The organism is Coleofasciculus sp. FACHB-542 (genome assembly GCF_014695825.1).
Lineage (GTDB): Bacteria > Cyanobacteriota > Cyanobacteriia > Cyanobacteriales > FACHB-T130 > FACHB-T130.
In genome coordinates, this window is record NZ_JACJPB010000033.1 from 84527 (window position 1) to 102029 (window position 17503).

Below are 17503 nucleotides of genomic sequence, written 5' to 3' on the forward strand. Positions count from 1 at the left end.
ATCAATTACAAAGTGCAAAGGAATGATTTTTGCGATCGCTTCTTAAAGCGAACAAAATTAAGAATATTGTCTCAAACACCCAGACTTAGATAGATCAAGCTGGATCAAATTGGTCAACCTGTAGCGTAAAGGTTTCTTCAAGCAACCCGCCATCTGCACTGAGTTTCCCGATTTGATATTTACAAATCCAAACTCCGCTCATCTTCCAAGAGTCCACCATTTCTCCGGCTGAGTTATAAGATTTAATTACGCCTTCTGCCATCCTGGCACTCGTTGGAAAACCGCCACCATCCTCTGCTTTTGGCATACACTGTAGCAGCCACTTTCGCATCAGTGAGCTAGTGCTTTTTGCATCTCCACTCGCTAGGGTTACTAAAGTAATTTGAACCGCGGCTTCCCTTTTCTTAGTAAGAGTCTGCCGTACAGCTCCCTTGGCACCAGACATTAGAGCATCACCGTGTTGAACGTCAGTCTTATATGCTGGTAAGTCAACACTTTTAAACTGTAAACCGTCACCTACACCCTTAATTTCTAATTCAAAATTCTCAACGGTAATAATCGCCATTATTCAAAACCTCCTTACAAATTTTTCAATATCAGCTCAGATATCAGCTCTTGATCAAGAGCTGATATCTGAGAGTTTTAACCTACTGGTTAGGAGACCACTGACTGATGCGGAAGATCACAAATTCCGCTGGTCGGACTGGGCAAACTCCAATTTCGACATACAAACGACCCAGCATTACCGTCTCATGGGTGTTGATACTGGCATCGCACTTCACGTAGAAGGATTCACCAGGCGAACCACCGAATAACGCCCCTGCACGCCACAGTCGTTCGAGGAAATTGCTGACCGTGCGAGTAACTCGCGCCCACAAATCTTGATCGTTAGGCTCGAACACAACCCACTGGGTACCGATTTCAATCGAGCGCTCAATGTAGCTAATCAGGCGGCGGACGCTGATATAGCGCCACTGGACATTAGCCGGTTCTACCAGAGTCCGTGCGCCCCAAACTTGGAAACCTCGGTTGTAGTTAGCGAAGTTGCGGATACAGTTAATCCCCACCGGGTTCAACAGTTCCTGTTCGCGGAAGTTAGTTTCGTAGGCTAGACCCAAGACACCGCGAGGAACTTCGTTAGCGGGTGCTTTAAAAACGCCACGGGTCTCATCAGTGCGGCACCAAATCCCCATCATGTGACCGCAAGGGGGAACCAAAATCGGTCGTCCGGCATTGCGTGGATTCGCCACTTTAATCCAGGGATAATATAATGCCCCGAACATAGAACGACGATTGAAGTTAGTTAACCACTGAGCTACGTGCTGAGGCTTTTGTTGCTCAGGGGGTACAGGATCGCCGCCTCCCTTGCAAGGTGGCGGGTCAAGAACAACCATGCGGTAGTTGGGGCTGGGTGCGTTGTTTTCGCACATGCTAACCATCATTTCCATGATGCCGTGAACCTGATCCAAATCCAGCAGACCGCGTTGGTATGCCAGCATTAGGTCGGGGCAGGCAATCATCGACACTTCGTCAATTTCAAAAATCCCTTGGACGCCCGTGCGGTCATCGCGCACCCCATTTACATCCCGTGGAAAGCGTTCAGGGCTAGAAATGACGGGTGGAGGGCTGACTTCATAGGTGCCGTTGACAGGTCGTCGAGACAGGGGTTGTCCGCTGGTGGACATATCGGTGACGGACAAAAATTGAGATGCCTCTTGGTCGCCAATCCCCTCATTAATCGCAGTGATGACATAGGTACCCACTTGCGCCTCGACGTCCGGGTTCATGGTCAGGTGGCTGTACTCTTCGAGTTTCTCTCCACCGTGACTAACGATGACTTTAAAGTATTCACCCGTGTTGAGTGGGGGTTCTGCCTCTGGATCTTCAGGAGCTTTGGGTTCATCGGGAAGGATTGAAACATTGACTCGTCCACCGGGTAAGGCAAGAGCTGAGCTACCATCCTCTTCGCCTTCGGATGCCTTAATCGCAAACATCAAAGAGGGACGATTTCCAGAGGTTCTGAGCTTTGTGGCTGTTTCCTCTGGTGCTGGTGGTTCCGAACCGGGGAGTTTGGTACCAATGCTAGTCACCCAACAGCGTCCACCGCCGTTCATAAACCAGCCATTGACGGCAAAAGGGAGGTAGGCGTTGAAGTCTGTGTAACCATCGGAGCCTTGTTTGGCAAAATACTCTAAGTATTGGCTCCAGTTGGTAATCATCATGGGTTTGAACAGTTCGGCATCACCGCGTACATCCTCGGTAAAGCCAACAAACCCAGCAACACTCATGCTTACGCCTTCAATCGGGCGACTACCACGGTCTACTTCTTCGACGTAGACACCAGGAGCAAAATAATCCATTGGCATAGCGTAGTCTTCCTTGATTAGTGGTGGGTAATCGGTAATTGGTAATCGGTAATTGGTAGGGGCGACCTGCTAGATCGCCCCTAGAGTAGTAGGTAATTGTTACGACCTACTACCTACTACCCCATTCCCTACTACTTCTATAGGTGTGATTGGTTCTCCTTGTCCTAGCTGGTTAAAGGGAACTGTCACGGTTACATATAAAGCTGGACGTAATGGAACCCCCAGCGCACGCCATAGAGCGACGGCATCAATAAGCCCAACGGCAGAAATGGTCATTGACAAGTTGCCATAACCCCGTAGTGAAGGCGCTAGCAGCTCTTCTGGTAGCCAGCGGTAACGTAACAACAGCATCAAGGCTTCTGACAGCAGACGCTGTTCTCCCAGGACGGTACGATCCCAGGCACTGACTAGGAAGGAAATGTCAAACCATAATGGGGAATACTTCCCAAAAGTGGGTGGATGCGGTTTTTCCTGGTTAATCCTGTGGTCTACCTGACTGTTTTCCCCGATGTTGTAGCAGAACAGGTTCAGTGCTGGTCTTACATCCTGCCGCATACTAGGGTGGTTGAAATCAATTTGCTCTGTACTGAGCAGGGAAGTCCCTTCAGCCAGGATTTCTGCCAAAGTCTGGGCAGCAGCAGGGATCATAAGACTGGGTGTTTAGGCTGTATAGGTCTAGATTAGGAAGACAACCCCAGAGTGTTTATTAGACTTTGGTCGAAACTTTAAAAAATGTGTGTAAATACGGATGAAGACTGAAATCCCCGACTAAGCTAGATTTGTCATTTATTTCTTGCGGAAGATGACAAGCTCCGCAAAATGAAAATTCAGTGGTGCTTACATCCGATTCAACGTTACTGAAATATCCTGTATGGCGGGGAGTTACAGATGAAGGTTGGAATAAAACGGTTTGCTGTACAGGTGCATCCACCTTCCTCCACACTCGGTTCGCTAGGTACACCGTACCCTCCCGATCTTAGGAGTATTTGCAAGCTCCATCTCGAACAGATAGGCGCACAACTACCCGTTGTAGCCGCCTGGATTGTTTACCAAGATTCAGATACCCAAAAGCGTCAATTAGTAGCCTATTATCCAGACGAGCGCCAAGGAAATTACGCAGAGTTGCCCAAATTTTTTGCTGAGGTGGGGTGGGAAGATTCCCTACCTGCGCTGAAGTTGAGCGAAATAACCAAGTGTGCTAAAAGTGCATCTGCTGACGCCGCTTGTAGCTACAACACTTATGTTTGCCCTCTCAGCGAGCAGAAAGCCAAAGAAGTTGGGTATTTGCTGTTATGGAGTAAAAATCCCCTTTCTTCGCTGCAACAACAAGGCGTAGAAAAACAGGCTCAATTGCTGAGTCACTACCTGGTGATGTCTCGCGAGTGTTCCCATCAAAAAGCTGAGATTCAATTACTTGAGCAAGTGCTAGGTCGTACAGAACATCAACTGCGAAATCCCTTGGCACTGATTAGTCTTTACGCCGAAAATTTATGTTTAGGGTTGCCATCTGGCTGCTTGCAAGAGCAGGCTGGGATTGTTCGCGAAACCGTGAATGAGTTAATTGAAAACTTAACGGATTTGGTTTATTGCGGACAGCAGGCAAAACTACAGGTAGCACCTTATGAGCTGCGGAAAACATTGGCTGAAAGTATCCAAGGTCTGCAACCTTGGTTAGAAGAAAAACGACTGCATATCCGCTATCCGGAGAAGCCGGTCACGCTGGCAGGGGATCGATGGCAGATGAAACAGGTATTTGACAACCTGTTGAGTAATGCAGTTCATTTTAGCCCCCCTGGGGGAATGATTACTTGTAATTGGCAAGTCTTTCAATCTGAAGTAATCGTTGAAGTTTCCGATTGCGGTTCCGGGCTTTCTGAAGAAGACTTGAAACAAGTATTCACACCTTTTTATTCTAAGCGTCCAGGCGGTACTGGTTTGGGTTTGGCGATCGCAAAAAAAATTATCCTCGACCATCGAGGAACCATTTGGGTAGAAAACTTGCCTTCTGGTGGGGCACAGTTTTCCTTCACCCTACCTCGATAGCAATTTTCAGTGAGTCAGTGGGAATGATAAATGAGTTACTCACCCTCTAAAACGAACAGTCGCCTTGAGGTTCTCTAAAATGTCCGCACCAGCGCCAATTTCGATTTTACTCGTGGATGATGAACCACGCTTTCGAGCAGGGATACGGACTCTACTTGACTTCTTGAGTAATAACGGCTCTTTTCGATTTGAGATTGTCGGAGAGGCGGCTTCTGTAGAGCAAGCGTTAAAATTAACCGCTGAGCAAAAGCCAGCGATGATTTTGCTGGATATGGAATTGCCCCCTGGAGATGGAATTACCGCCTTGATCGGTTTAGGAGAAATGTCCTATAAGGGGAAAGTGTTAGTTCTCTCAGGACACCGGGAAGACGAATGGGTGTTTCGGGCGATGCAGGCGGGTGCTAGCGGGTACGTGTTTAAAGACCGGGTGGCAACTCAACTGTGCGAAGCAATTAACACCGTCATGAAAAATGAAGTGTATTTATCGCCAGAAGTTGCAGCTTGCTTCTTTCGATTGTTTCAATTTTATGCAGGGCGATCGCATCTTTCCGGTCGGAGCATTCACTTAACCGAACGAGAGCGAGAAGTCTTACACTGGCTCGTTGAAGGATCTTCTAATGAAGAAATTGCCCGCCGCCTTTACATCACAGTCGCTACAGTTAAAGCTCACTTAACAGCAATTTTTGAAAAACTCAGTGTCACCAGCCGCACGCAAGCAATTGTAAAAGCCTTAAAACTGGGATTAGTTAGTGCTTAATGGTCAGAATCTGGTCATTATCAAAAGAAACCTTTGTCAAGCTAAACTGTGAAAACGAATAAATCAGCTTTTTGCGAAGCTGATTGCTGAATTTTTTTTATGAGCAATTATTTAGCGATCGCAACTGTCACCGCCGCCTTGCAAAGAACTTTGCAAGCTGTTGTACAAATAGACCTGGATGGCGCAAGAGTGACAACAGTGCGACCCAGTAACTTAGGGAGTGGCACCCCAGAGACGGGAGTGAACATCTACTTGTATCAAGTGAGTCTCAATCCCGTGTGGCGCAGCAGTGCAGATGTGCGGAATCGCAATCGTAAGGGCGAAATGGCAAAGCGCTCGCACAATGCTCTCGATCTGCATTACATGATCAGTCTCTATGGCAATGAGGTTGAGTTAGAACCGCAACGACTTTTAGGCAGCGTCGTTCGTACCCTTAAAGAACGCTCAACTCTAACCCAGGAAATGATTTGGGACACGATCGCTGATTCTAACTTTACTTACTTAGCTGACTCTAACCTCTCCGAACAGCTCGAAGAAATTAGCTTCGTGCCAATGGATTTATCTTTAGAAGATTTATCTAAAGTTTGGTCGGTATTCTTCCAAACCCCATACACCTTATCAGTGGCTTACCGAGCGACCGTAGTCATGATAGAAGGGGAAGAAGCAGCCCAGAAAGCTTTACCCGTGCGCGAGTACAGGTTCAGCGGTGTGGTACCGTTTTCCAATCAGCCGGTGATTCAGGAGGTAGTGTCTCAAGCAGGCAGGTTTCAGGCAATCTTGGCAGACAGTACGTTGCTGATTCGGGGTAAAAATTTGAATAGCAACATCACGCGGGTTCGTCTTGGTGAGGTGGAAGCGACGCCCTCAGAAGTTCACGAAACCCAGGTCACATTGCCCCTAAGTGCCTTCTCTGCCGAGTCGCTCCGCGCAGGCGTACAAAGTCTACAGGTGATTCATCACCTCTCAAGCCCCAGCGCCCCTGTAGCAAACGGGGGAGTCGAATCTAACGGCGCAACATCCAGAGGCAACTCGACCCCTGCGTTAAGCCTCCAGCCTGCTCTCCAACGCAGTGTTGAGTCGAATGTGGCACCGTTTGTATTGCGTCCAACGATTACAGAAGTAAGTATTACCGACATTCAGGGAAGTGGAGATGAACTGCGCTCGGCGAACCTGACGCTGCAAGTAAATCTTACTATCGGCAACAAGCAGCGAGTTTTGGTGGCGCTGAACGAACGGTCAATCAATAACCCAGGCGCTTATCTGTTTGATGCTTTACCGCGTCGAGCCGATACAACCTCGGTAATCATTCCGGTTCGAGATGTGAAGCCAGGAGAGTATTTGGTGCGGGTACACGTAGATGGAGCGGAAAGTATGTTGAGCGTGGATACGGACAAAGACAGCCCGACCTTCCAGCAGTATATTGACCCAAAGGTAACGATTGTATGATGACCACGACTAGCGATCGCTGGCAAGCAGCTAATCAGCGCTACTTCATGGGACAAATTGCTCGCGTGCGTCAGGCGTTAGAACGCCAAGTGGCAAAGATGCAAGGAGAGGAAAAAGTCCAGGAAGAAGATTTTCTACCTCTGACCTCGAACCTTTCGCCTCCAGCAACACTAGAACAACTGTGCAAAACCTTCGGTTTGTCAGATTTTGAGCGGGATATCCTGCTGTTGTGCGTGGGGATGGAACTTGACCCCAGTTTTCCTTCTTTATGCGCGATCGCTCAAGGCAACGAGCGGCAGGCATATCCGACAATGAGCTTAGCGCTGGCGATTCTACCTGCCTCCCATTGGGATGCACTCACCCCCACGGCATCTTTGCGTCGCTGGCAATTGATTGAAGTTGGGACAGGCACTACACTCACCTCCAGTCCCTTGCGAATTGACGAGCGAATATTGCACTACATCGCTGGCGTGCAACATCTAGATGAACGGCTCATAGGCATTATCGAGCCATTGCACCGCTCGGTTCAAAGTTTGGTGCCATCGCACCGACAAGTTGCAGAACAACTGGCAGGGACGTGGTTGCAGGCATCGCAACAAGGTTCGGCGTTACCTGTTGTGCAGCTATGTGGAGATGAGACTGCCAGCAAACGAGCGATCGCATCTGCAACTTGCGCTCTTTTGCAGCTCAACTTAAATGCGATGTCCGCCCAAGTCATTCCCACCAGTCCCAGCGACTTTAACAGTATCCTGCGGCTATGGAATCGGGAAGCCATTTTAAGTGAGAGTGTCCTGTTACTCGACTGTGACGATGTCGAGACAAGCGATCCAGCGCGAGAAAATGTTATCGCCACGTTGATAGAAGGAGTCACCAGCCCGATAATCGTCACTAGTCCCGAAAGAAGGCGATCGCGGCAGCGTCCCTCAATTACGATTGATGTTAGCAAGCCAACTGCCCCCGAACAACGGGCTATCTGGCAAGATGCTTTGGGTGAAGCAGCAGAAAGCTTGAACGGACATCTAGATACGCTGGTATCCCATTTCAGCCTTAGCGCCCCTTCTATTTACGCTGTTTGTACTGAGGCAAAAGGTAGAGGAGATAATAAAGAATCTCTCTGTTCACTCAGTCCTCAGTCCTCAGTCCTCATCCCTCAGTCCTCACCCCTCAGTCCTCAAGAAACGCTCAGCACCCTCTTGTGGGATACCTGCCGTTCACAAGCTCGCCAGAGACTCAACGACCTGGCTCAACCCATTATCCCAGGAGCCAGTTGGGATGAGCTGGTATTGCCAGAGGCACAGCGACAGGTGTTGCGCGACATTGCCGCTCACGTTCGGCAACGTGCCAAAGTGTACGAAAACTGGGGATTTGGCGGCAGCGGACGCGGCTTGGGCATCAGCGCCTTATTTGCCGGAGGCAGCGGTACTGGCAAAACAATGGCAGCAGATGTACTGGCTGGCGAATTGCAGCTAGACCTTTATCGCATCGACCTGAGTTCCGTCATCAGTAAGTATATCGGGGAGACAGAAAAGAACCTGCGGCGCGTATTTGATGCCGCAGAAGCTGGGGGAGCAATTCTGCTGTTTGACGAAGCTGACGCCCTGTTTGGCAAGCGTTCTGAAGTGAAAGACAGTCACGACCGTCATGCCAATATTGAAGTTGCCTACCTGTTACAACGCATGGAAGCTTACCGAGGCTTAGCGATTTTGACGACTAATTTAAAAGGTTCTCTCGATCAGGCATTTCTGCGCCGGATTCGTTTTATCGTTCAGTTTCCCTTCCCTGATGCCACCCAAAGAGCTGAAATTTGGCAGCGCATCTTCCCCAGAAAAACACCGACTGAAGGGCTAGATCCTGTGAAGCTAGCACGGCTAAACGTCGCCGGGGGAAACATTCGCAATATTGCCCTCAATGCAGCCTTTATCGCCGCAGATGCCAATGAGCCGGTCGGGATGCAACACATTTTGCAAGCAGCAAAAAGCGAATATGTCAAACTGGAAAGACCTCTCACCGATGCGGAAGTGAAAGGCTGGGTGTGAAATAAGAAAGCGAACCGACAGGTCGGCGCTAGGCTAACGCCTCGCTTCGCTAACGCTATCGCGCTAATTATTCTTTACAGCTGATTAAACTTATAAACCAGGGATTTCTGACAATTCCCCTTCCAACTCTTCTACCTTAAATCCGGTTGTATCTTTCCATTCTTCAACTGTAAAGTGATAACCACATTCTTCAGCCATTTTGACTAATGTTTCCAAGTCGGGTGCAGAGTTGAGCTTTTCCCGTAAGCCGGAGTCAGTTTGAACAGCTCTAAAAAGTTTTATTACTTCCTCTTTTGCCATAAGTTTATATTCCCAGTACGTTAAATCAATGTTAACTTACCATCCACCTATCGCTTATCCGGAGAATTTTCGGTGGCACTGACAAACATTCCCAAAATTGTTCTGAGGGAGTATCTAAGGCGGAACCCCCCCCATTTCAGACTCCACCAATACGGTTGGTTGAGTCAATACCAATGGATTGCGCCTGTCGTTGATGAAATCAAAACCGAACTCGATCCGCTAACGCTAGAAGAACCAACGACTCCATCAGACCTAACAGAAGTACCGCCGCCTCAATTTACCCCGCAGGTTCAGGGAGTTGACCACCTCTACAGACAGTACCGTTGCAAGTATAGTGAAGCCTTAAGCTGCACCTTACCGCTACAAACGGTTCAGCAAGATCCAACCGCCAAATATTGCTCAGAATGTAGTTTCCCAGCTACCTTAGCCGAGAAAAGTGAGATCCGGGGGCGTCGGGGAAGATATCGGATCGAAGGCTTGTTGGGACGCCGGGGAATGGGGCGACTGTATAAGGGAATTCAGGTTGCCGATCAGCAGCCAGTTGTGATTAAAGAGTACCTGCTTCCCGACCGTTGTTTCAACGAGGAAGAAATCCGCCTGCGTCAGCAAACCTTCGAGTTAGCAGCCGGTTTGACTCTAGCAGATGGAAGAGTCCAAGATGTTCGCTTGCGTCACCCTTGGGACGCTATTTCTGACCCGATTGCGGAACGCTGCTATCTTGTTACCACGAGCAATTTAGATACCCATCCAACTCTAAACGCCTGCCTTGCCGCCAATGGTGCGATGACCAGTCGGCAAGTGCGCCAAGTTCTCAACCAAGTCCTGCAAACCCTGGAGTTTCTCCACGGTCAAAAGTTCAGTCTGCCCTCCGGTCAGGTGCAGCAGGGAATCGCTCACGGCAATATTAGTTTAGATAGTCTGCTGATGGTGACAGACGACCAGAAATTTTTTATCCATGTATGCGATTTGGCGCTTTGGGAACGTCTGTTCGACCTGCCAACTGCCCAAACCGTTATCCCTACAGTTACCCAAGACTTAATCGCTTTGGGATACGTGGCTTTTTACCTGTTAGTAGGACGCTCTACTGACCCCGTTTCCGGTCAGCTGCTTGACCCCAAGGATGAACAGCAATGGCCTGTAGTGGAACCTCACCTCAAAATGTTCATTTTTCGCCTTTTAGGGCTAGATGTCAGTTTTGAGAGTGCTGAGGAAGCACGACAAGCACTGTTGAAGTTGCCGCCGGAGAAACTAGTCGATCTGGTAGTTGTAGACACAGTGCCGCTAGAAGAGCAAAAAACCAAGCTGCGCCGTCCTCCCTGGCTGCTGTTGGGTGCTTTGGGAGTGACTTTGTTGGGAATACTCATTTGGTTTTTGATTCCGAAGTCCCAAGCGGGTAATCGTGCCGCCGATGATGATTTTCTGGTTTGTTGCATCAAGGAAATCCCTGGTATTCCTGCGGGTAAGTTTACTTACACAGCAGAAAAAGACGGAACATGGAGCTATATCCTGCGCCAGTCCAATCTCATCTCAAAGAATAAAACTTTAGAAGACAAGCTCAGAGAACGTCAGCCAAAATTAGAGTTGAATTATCAAGCTGAGCCTTCCGGAGAGGACGCGATCGCGAAAGTCAGTTCGCAGCAAGTAGACTTTGCGATTTCTAGCTTGGTGAGTGATTTGACCAGCGAATTGAAGTATAAACCAGTTGCCTACGATGGGCTGGTCGTGTTTGTTGCCTTCAGCTACGCCAAACGAGATAAAAGCCTTCCTCAGTCTCTCAAGGGTCAAATTACTTTTGAGCAATTGCGTCAGCTTTACACTGGCGAAATTACTAATTGGCAAGTTTTAGGAGGGCCTGATTTACCTGTAAAACTCTATATTCCGAAAGAAACTGAGGCGGTACGAATATTTGAGCAACGAGTTCTTAAAGATAAGCAAAAAATTGCTCTATTTAGAAAATTAATTCAAAAGAGCGAGCAACCACCTCCTTTGTTTAAAAACTCTTTCGAGCCAGAAATTAAGCCTTTGTCAACTTTCGAGACTCTACGACAGGTGATTCGGGATTTTGAGGATGATGAGGTTGGGGGAATTGCCTTTGGCACAATCAGCAAAGTTTTCGGTCAATGTTCGGCTTATCCCTTAGCTTTAAAAGACGGAAATAAACCAGCAATCCAGGCGTTAATTCAAGATAATGGGAAGCCTGTAGAGCCAACAACAGACCTCTGTGATGATAAAGGAAGTTATCATCCTAATATAGAATTTTTCAAAAATAGCACCTACCCCTTGGCATATCCGATAACCGTTATTTATTCTGGAGATAACCGCCGTATCCCTGCCGGTCAAAAGTTCGCGGAGCTGCTGAGAACTCTTGAGGCACAGCGATTGCTGAGCAAAGCAGGACTGGTCCCGTTACAACCGCTAGAATAGTTTTTAGATAATTACCTGCTGGATTAGAGTGGATTAGATTCCTAAAGGTTAATGGTGAATAGCTATTAGCTGAATTTAGACCTTTGTCTAGCAATCAGCCAAAAACGGATGCCCTAAAATAACAGGAAGTTTTGGTTTTTTTATGAACAGGTATTCTTCCCAACAAGCGGTTTCCGGCGCGATCGCTAATCTGGGGACACAATCTTATCTACAACCCATTGGGAGTAGCACTCGTCCCGCTGGGTACGCAGCACCGGGTTTAGTTCCCAGTAACGATAAAGATAACCAAACTGCGGTATCAAAGACAGCCGCTAAAGTTCTGCGCGATCCTTTATTGCTGAGGCAATTGAGCGATCGCGTTTATGAATTGATGCTTGAAGATTTACGTCGTCAAAGGGAACGCAGTAGAAACTACGGAGGATACTTCTGATGCCCGCCCCACTGCCACCAGCACAGTCGTCTGCGTCAAGTCGCAATAATGGACAGAACAAAAATGGTACTAGCGTCCGCGAACTAAACTACGTTACTGCCAATCGTTTTTATGTAGAAATTCAAAGTAATATTACTGCCTGTTTCACCGAGTGCCAAGGCTTGGGCGTGACTATCAAAGCTCAAAAACACTATGAAGGCGGTGTCAACGATCAACAGAGAATTTTTCTAGGTCAGGCAGAATTTTCAGATGTAACCCTCAAGCGGGGTATCACTAATGATTTAGTTTTTTGGGATTGGATTAGTAAAATATTAAGCGATGTTGGGCGCAATCAAGGCAATAATCTTCCGAAAAAAGAACGTCGTAACATTAATATTCTAGTATTCAACCCAGCAGGAGAAACAATGCAGTGTTGGACACTAATTGGTGCCGTTCCTGTTGCCTGGAAGTCAGCCTCATTAAACGCGGATTCTAATGCAGTGGCAATTGAAGAGTTAACACTTTCATACGAGAGTTTACAGGTTGATAAGTCACGCAATGGCGGATCTTCAATTTCCGGTGGACGCGATAGTTTGGGATACTTTGCCTAGAAATTAACACAACAAAAATATGGCGGAACATGAGGGCACAGAACCAAGGAACAATTTTCCCGATGGAGAAACGATACCCCAGGAACCCCTTGGTATCAAAAACCCCTTGCTTCCACCTAATCCGTTAGGGCAGAACTTACTAAATCCTAAATTTTTGCACCCGCTGGGAGCAAGATCGATTACCGTTTTCAATCCTTCCGGTTTTTTCTCTGAGGAAGTGGCGGATGAATTTCCGCCAGATAATCCTTTCAAGAATTCACCCTTTTTTGCAGAATCTCAAAGCTCAAAATCAAGTGAATCGGTCGATGTTGACACGGCACCGATCTCAGCAGAGGCTGCTTTGCCAGTTATGCGGGCAACCGATCCAACATTAGTGCAACCCGTTTTAGCTACCGAACCACCAGCTAAAGCAGTAAGGATTGGTCCTATCAGGACACCCATTGCAGCACCAGTAACTGAGATAAGCAATGCGATCGCTAGTTCGCCCTCACCCAGCACAATTGAGCCACCAATAGCTGCTCTCACGGCACCTCTTGAAGCAGCAGGAATTGAAATAAGCAATGCGATTGCTAGTTCGCCGTCACCCAGCACAATTCAAAGGGCAGCAGCGATTGAAGCTTCCACACCGGGTGTAACACCAGCAACTGAAATAAGTAATGAGAGCGCTAGTTCGCCCTCACTCAGCACAATTGAGCCATCAATAGATGCTCTCACGGCACCCGTTGAAGCAGCAGGCACTGAAATAAGCAATGCGATCGCTAGTTCGCCCTTTTCCAGCACAATTCAAAAGGCACCAGCAATTGACGAACAAACGACACCTATTGAATCACTAGGCACTGAAATAAGCAATGCGATCGCTAGTTCGCCCTCACCCAGCACAATTCAAAGGGCAGTAGCGATTGAGGCTTCCACGGCACCAGATTCAACACCAGCAACCATTGCAGCACCAAGAACTGAAATAAGCAATGAGAGCGCTAGTTCGCCCTCACCCAACACAATTCAGCCACCAATAGATGCTCTCACGGCACCCCTTGAAGCAGCAGGCACTGAAATAAGCAATGAAATTGCTAATTCGCCCTCACCTAGCACAATTCAAAGGGCAGCAGCAATTGAGGCTTCCACACCGGGTGTAACACCAACAACTGAGAGAAGTAACGATAGCGCTAATTCGCCCTCACCTAGCACAATTCAAAGGGCAGCAACAATTGACGAACAGACGGCACCCCTTGAAGCAGCAGGAATCGAAATAAGCAATGAAATTGCTAATTCGCCCTCACCTAGCACAATTCAAAGGGCAGCAGCAATTGAGGCTTCCACACCGGGTGTAACACCAACAACTGAAATAAGCAATCAGAGCGCTAATTCGCCCTCATCCAGCCCAATTCAACGGACAGCAGAAATTGAGGCTTCCACACCGGATGTAACACCAACAACTGAGAGAAGCAATGCGATCGCTAATTCGCCCTCAGCCAGCATAATTCAAAGGGCACCAGCAATTGAGGCTTCCACACCGGGTGTAACACCAACAACTGAAATAAGCAATGAGATCGCTAATTCGCCCTCTTCCAGCACAATTCAAGAGGCGGCAGCAATTGACGAACAAACGGCACCCATTGAATCACCAGGAACTGAAATAACCAATCAGGGCACTAGTTCACCCTCACCGAGCACAATTCAAAGGGCAGCAGAAATTGACAAACAAACGGCACCTATTGAATCACCAGGAACTGAAATCAACAATGAGATCCCTAGTTCGCCTTCATCTAGCACAATTCAGTCGCCAATAGATGCTCTCACGGCACCCCTTGAAGCAGCAGGAATTGAAATAAGCAATCAGAGCGCTAGTTCGCCCTCTTCCAGCACAATTCAAAGGGTAGAAGCAATTGAGGCTTCTACACCGGGTGTAACACCAGCAACTGAGAGAAGCAATGCGATCGCTAGTTCACCCTCAGCCAGCATAATTCAAAGGACAGTGGCGATTGAGGTTGCCACGGAACCAGATGCAGCACTAGGAACTGAAAGAAGCAACGAGATCAGTTTACCCTCTTCAACCACACCTTCATCGGTGCCAACTAAGACAGCCGCAACCGAAGCAAGGTTAGGACAAGCCTTTTTGGATACAGAACCACAAGTTCAAAAAGCACCAGCAATTAACGAACAAATAGCACCAAATGTAGCATCAGCACCACGAGACACCATTGCTAGCCAGCGAGATCCCATTGATAGCCAACCAACTTTGGGACAAACCCTTTCGCATACAGAACCACAAGTTCAAAGGGCACCAGCGGTTGAGGAATTCACGTCATCTATTACAGCACCAGCGCCAGAACAGATGACTCAGGTGAAAAACCCTCTGGCTGATTCGTCCTCACCCACTATGCCTTCATCTGTGCAGCCAGATACAGCCGCCATAGCACCAACCGTAGAACAACAGCTGTTACAAGCTGAACTGCAAGTTCAAAAGGTACAAATGCCTCCGTTAACTGCACCGCAAGCGGCATCGGTGCCACCAGAGACAGAGTTAGAGGTTACTTCAGCAGTAAACGAAAACTTAGCCACAGTCTCTAATTTGACCACTTCCAAGACTGTGCCAGAAGTCACTACAGATCGAGTTGTTGTACAACCTCTGTCGGAAACAAAAGCAGCAAACCACATAGAAACTACGTTATCGAAGGTTACGGAATCGATTGAGTCACCAATGTCATTTTCTGCGGTGACAGAGGCAGAATCAGTTGAAATACCAGCGATCGCTTCTGAGAATATAACAGTTGACCGTTCGGATAGCACAGCGCCTGTAACAAAGGTAGAATCCCTAGTTCAAAAGGCACCAGCGCTTTCAACAGCCACAGAACCAGGTGAACCCCCACTGGTACAAAGGATGGAGGAAAATTTCTCTTCAGAAGTAACTGACAACTTCGCCCCCACACCCTCGCTTTCCACACCAGCTACTGCGCCACCTGAAACCACACCTAACATATCAACCCTTGTACAAGCCAGCTTAAATTCACAGCCGTCTGACTCAACATCACCAGTGTCAGATGTCCTGGAACCATTTGAGCCTGCGGTACAGTTAAGGGCTGAATTTCCATCGCAGGTAAGCTCGTCTCCCCCGATTCCTACCTCTGCGATCGCTCCAAAATCTGTACGCGAAGAAACGACGCCTACAGAATCCACGCTAATACAACCGATTGGGGAGTTATCTATACAAACAAAGGGAGAAGTGTTGCCAGAATTCTTGGCACCCATCGCTGAATTACCACTCCCCATAGAATCATCGGTAAAAGAGCCTGAAGCGTTCAACTTGGCGCTTTCACCTACTGAATCAACCGACTCTCCTCTACAGACGCCCGAAAGTACGCCGATTATAGGCGATACAGTCATTCAACCGAAATTAGAAACCGTATCGGCAAGTGAAGATTTGACTCGGTTAGCACCAAAAGCGATCGCTTCCACCGATTCCAGACAAGTACCTGAAAGTACAACAACGCCAGACGCTACAGTCATTCAACCGAAATTAGAACCCGAACCAGTAAGTGGAAATTTGGCTGGATTGGCACCAGACGCGATCGCTTCCACCGATTCCAGACAAGTACCTGAAAGTACAACAACGCCAGACGCTACAGTCATTCAACCGAAATTAGAACCCGAACCAGTAAGTGAAAATTTAGCTGGATTGGCACCAGAAGCGATCGCTTTCACCGATTCCATACAAGTCCCTGAAAGTACAACAACGCCAGAAGCTACAGTCATTCAACCGAAATTAGAAACCGTACCAGCACGTGAAAATTTGGCTGGCTTGGCACCAGAAGCGATCGCTTCTACCGACTCCAGACAAGTCCCTGGAAGTACAACAACGCCAGACGCTACAGTCCTTCAACCGAAATTAGAAACCGTACCAGCAAGTGAAGATTTTCCGGTTGATACAAAACAAGGCATCGCTTCCACCGACTCCAGACAAGTACCTGAAAGTACAACAACGCCAGACGCTACAGTCCTTCAACCGAAATTAGAACCTGAATCGGTAAGTGAAAATTTGGCTGGATTGGCACCAGACGCGATCGCTTTTACCGATTCCATACAAGTACCTGAAAGTACAACAACGCCAGACGCTACACTCATTCAACCGAAATTAGAAACCGAACCAGCACGTAAAAATTTGGCTGGCTTGGCACCAGAAGCGATCGCTTCTACATCCTTTGCCAATCCCCCTGTAGAGGTGCCTCAAAGCACACAAATTACAGAACCCACCGTTATACAACCTTTGGTGGAAACAGAGTCTCTTGACGAGAGCGAAGAACTGCCTCAATTGCCTCAAGTGCTGACTAATCTATCCATTCTCAGCCCTCTAGCTCAACAATCCAGTCTTCTCGCTTCCCCATTTCCAGACATGGGCAGCAATAAGGTTGAGGAATCCTTTCTTGCACCACTCTCCTCAAACTTCTCGTCTGCTTCGGAGCCGCCTATTCCTATCCAGAGAATGCCAGAAGATTCAGGGCAGAATAACCAAGAAGCTACAGCATTTTCAAGCAGTGTAGAACAAGTGCAAATGGCACCTTCTTCCTTTTCCTCTTCCCCTGAAACTCTACCTTCCTTAAACAGTTCTACAAACACCAGAGAGATACCAACATCTTGGTCAAGTATTTCTGAATTAATAGGGGAGAATACGCCTAAAGCAAGCGAATCAATCGTTGTACAACCTCTCTCAGAACAGAGGACGTGGGAGGCACCGCAAAAGCCGATAATTTCCAAACCATCCGACTCTAACAGCTCCCAATCAAATGTTTCCCAGCCCCTGATAAATTCCCCACAAAACAATAGTTTGGGCAATGTTATTCAGACCTATTCCATGCCCTCGCGTCGCACATCAGCCTCTGGAATGGAAGCTCTTATACAGTTAATGGGGGACGCTGATAGCCAAGTAGGAGCAATCGATCAAAGCGTATCTACCGTTGATAATTTCTCTAGTGAAGAAGCCACCGACAACTTAGAGCTTCTAGCTCGTGAAGTCTATAGTTTTATCCGGCAACGGTTGGAAATAGAGCGAGAGCGTCGAGGAAATAACTATTCTGGACGCCTGCCCTGGTAAAGTCACTGCCATTATTAAGGAGAAT

The 17503-nt window shown here is 47.9% G+C and carries 12 protein-coding genes; 8 read left to right on the forward strand and 4 right to left on the reverse strand.

Annotation, left to right across the window (positions count from 1 at the left end):
• Positions 1–94: 94 nt before the first annotated feature.
• The 3 genes from H6F52_RS11455 to H6F52_RS11465 all read right to left on the reverse strand — a co-directional run bounded on the left by H6F52_RS11455 (position 95) and on the right by H6F52_RS11465 (position 3014).
• Entirely contained in the window at positions 95–565 is a 471-nt protein-coding gene (locus tag H6F52_RS11455; protein ID WP_190412610.1) for a phage tail protein, read from the reverse strand.
• An 82-nt stretch (positions 566–647) separates the two neighbouring features.
• Entirely contained in the window at positions 648–2366 is a 1719-nt protein-coding gene (locus H6F52_RS11460; RefSeq protein ID WP_190534699.1) for a phage tail sheath C-terminal domain-containing protein, read from the reverse strand.
• Between the two features lie 99 nt (positions 2367–2465).
• Complete coding sequence (locus H6F52_RS11465) at positions 2466–3014, reverse strand: Pvc16 family protein (RefSeq protein WP_190412612.1); 549 nt, start codon at positions 3012–3014, stop codon at positions 2466–2468.
• A 240-nt stretch (positions 3015–3254) separates the two neighbouring features.
• Between H6F52_RS11465 and H6F52_RS11470 the strand changes: the two genes are divergently transcribed.
• The 4 genes from H6F52_RS11470 to H6F52_RS11485 all read left to right on the forward strand — a co-directional run bounded on the left by H6F52_RS11470 (position 3255) and on the right by H6F52_RS11485 (position 8648).
• On the forward strand, positions 3255–4409 hold the full coding sequence (locus H6F52_RS11470; RefSeq protein ID WP_190534702.1) for a HAMP domain-containing sensor histidine kinase: 1155 nt from the start codon (positions 3255–3257) through the stop codon (positions 4407–4409).
• 79 nt (positions 4410–4488) lie between these two features.
• Positions 4489–5166 (forward strand): response regulator transcription factor, encoded by a 678-nt coding sequence (locus tag H6F52_RS11475; protein ID WP_190412614.1) that lies wholly within the window; start codon positions 4489–4491, stop codon positions 5164–5166.
• A 99-nt stretch (positions 5167–5265) separates the two neighbouring features.
• Positions 5266–6612, forward strand: coding sequence for a DUF4255 domain-containing protein (locus tag H6F52_RS11480; protein ID WP_190534706.1), 1347 nt, complete (start codon positions 5266–5268; stop codon positions 6610–6612).
• Complete coding sequence (locus H6F52_RS11485; protein ID WP_190534710.1) at positions 6609–8648, forward strand: ATP-binding protein; 2040 nt, start codon at positions 6609–6611, stop codon at positions 8646–8648. Before H6F52_RS11480 ends, H6F52_RS11485 begins: the two co-directional genes overlap by 4 nt.
• Positions 8649–8738: 90 nt before the next feature.
• Here the strand turns inward: H6F52_RS11485 and H6F52_RS11490 are convergent, their stop codons facing one another.
• Positions 8739–8948: a Nif11-like leader peptide family natural product precursor gene (locus H6F52_RS11490; protein ID WP_190412617.1), complete on the reverse strand. Its 210-nt coding sequence runs from the start codon at positions 8946–8948 to the stop codon at positions 8739–8741.
• Positions 8949–9020: 72 nt separating this feature from the next.
• Here H6F52_RS11490 and H6F52_RS11495 point away from each other — a divergent pair, with 72 nt between their 5' ends.
• The 4 genes from H6F52_RS11495 (at position 9021) to H6F52_RS11510 (ending at position 17478) form a co-directional block, all read left to right on the forward strand.
• Positions 9021–11372: a substrate-binding domain-containing protein gene (locus tag H6F52_RS11495; protein WP_190534713.1), complete on the forward strand. Its 2352-nt coding sequence runs from the start codon at positions 9021–9023 to the stop codon at positions 11370–11372.
• Positions 11373–11514: 142 nt separating this feature from the next.
• On the forward strand, positions 11515–11802 hold the full coding sequence (locus H6F52_RS11500; RefSeq protein WP_199299674.1) for a hypothetical protein: 288 nt from the start codon (positions 11515–11517) through the stop codon (positions 11800–11802).
• The gene (locus H6F52_RS11505) at positions 11802–12392 is read left to right on the forward strand and encodes a phage tail protein (RefSeq protein ID WP_190534716.1); all 591 of its coding nucleotides are present in this window, start codon (positions 11802–11804) and stop codon (positions 12390–12392) included. Before H6F52_RS11500 ends, H6F52_RS11505 begins: the two co-directional genes overlap by 1 nt.
• A gap of 19 nt (positions 12393–12411) precedes the next feature.
• The gene (locus H6F52_RS11510) at positions 12412–17478 is read left to right on the forward strand and encodes a hypothetical protein (protein WP_190534719.1); all 5067 of its coding nucleotides are present in this window, start codon (positions 12412–12414) and stop codon (positions 17476–17478) included.
• The last annotated feature ends 25 nt before the right edge of the window (positions 17479–17503 follow it).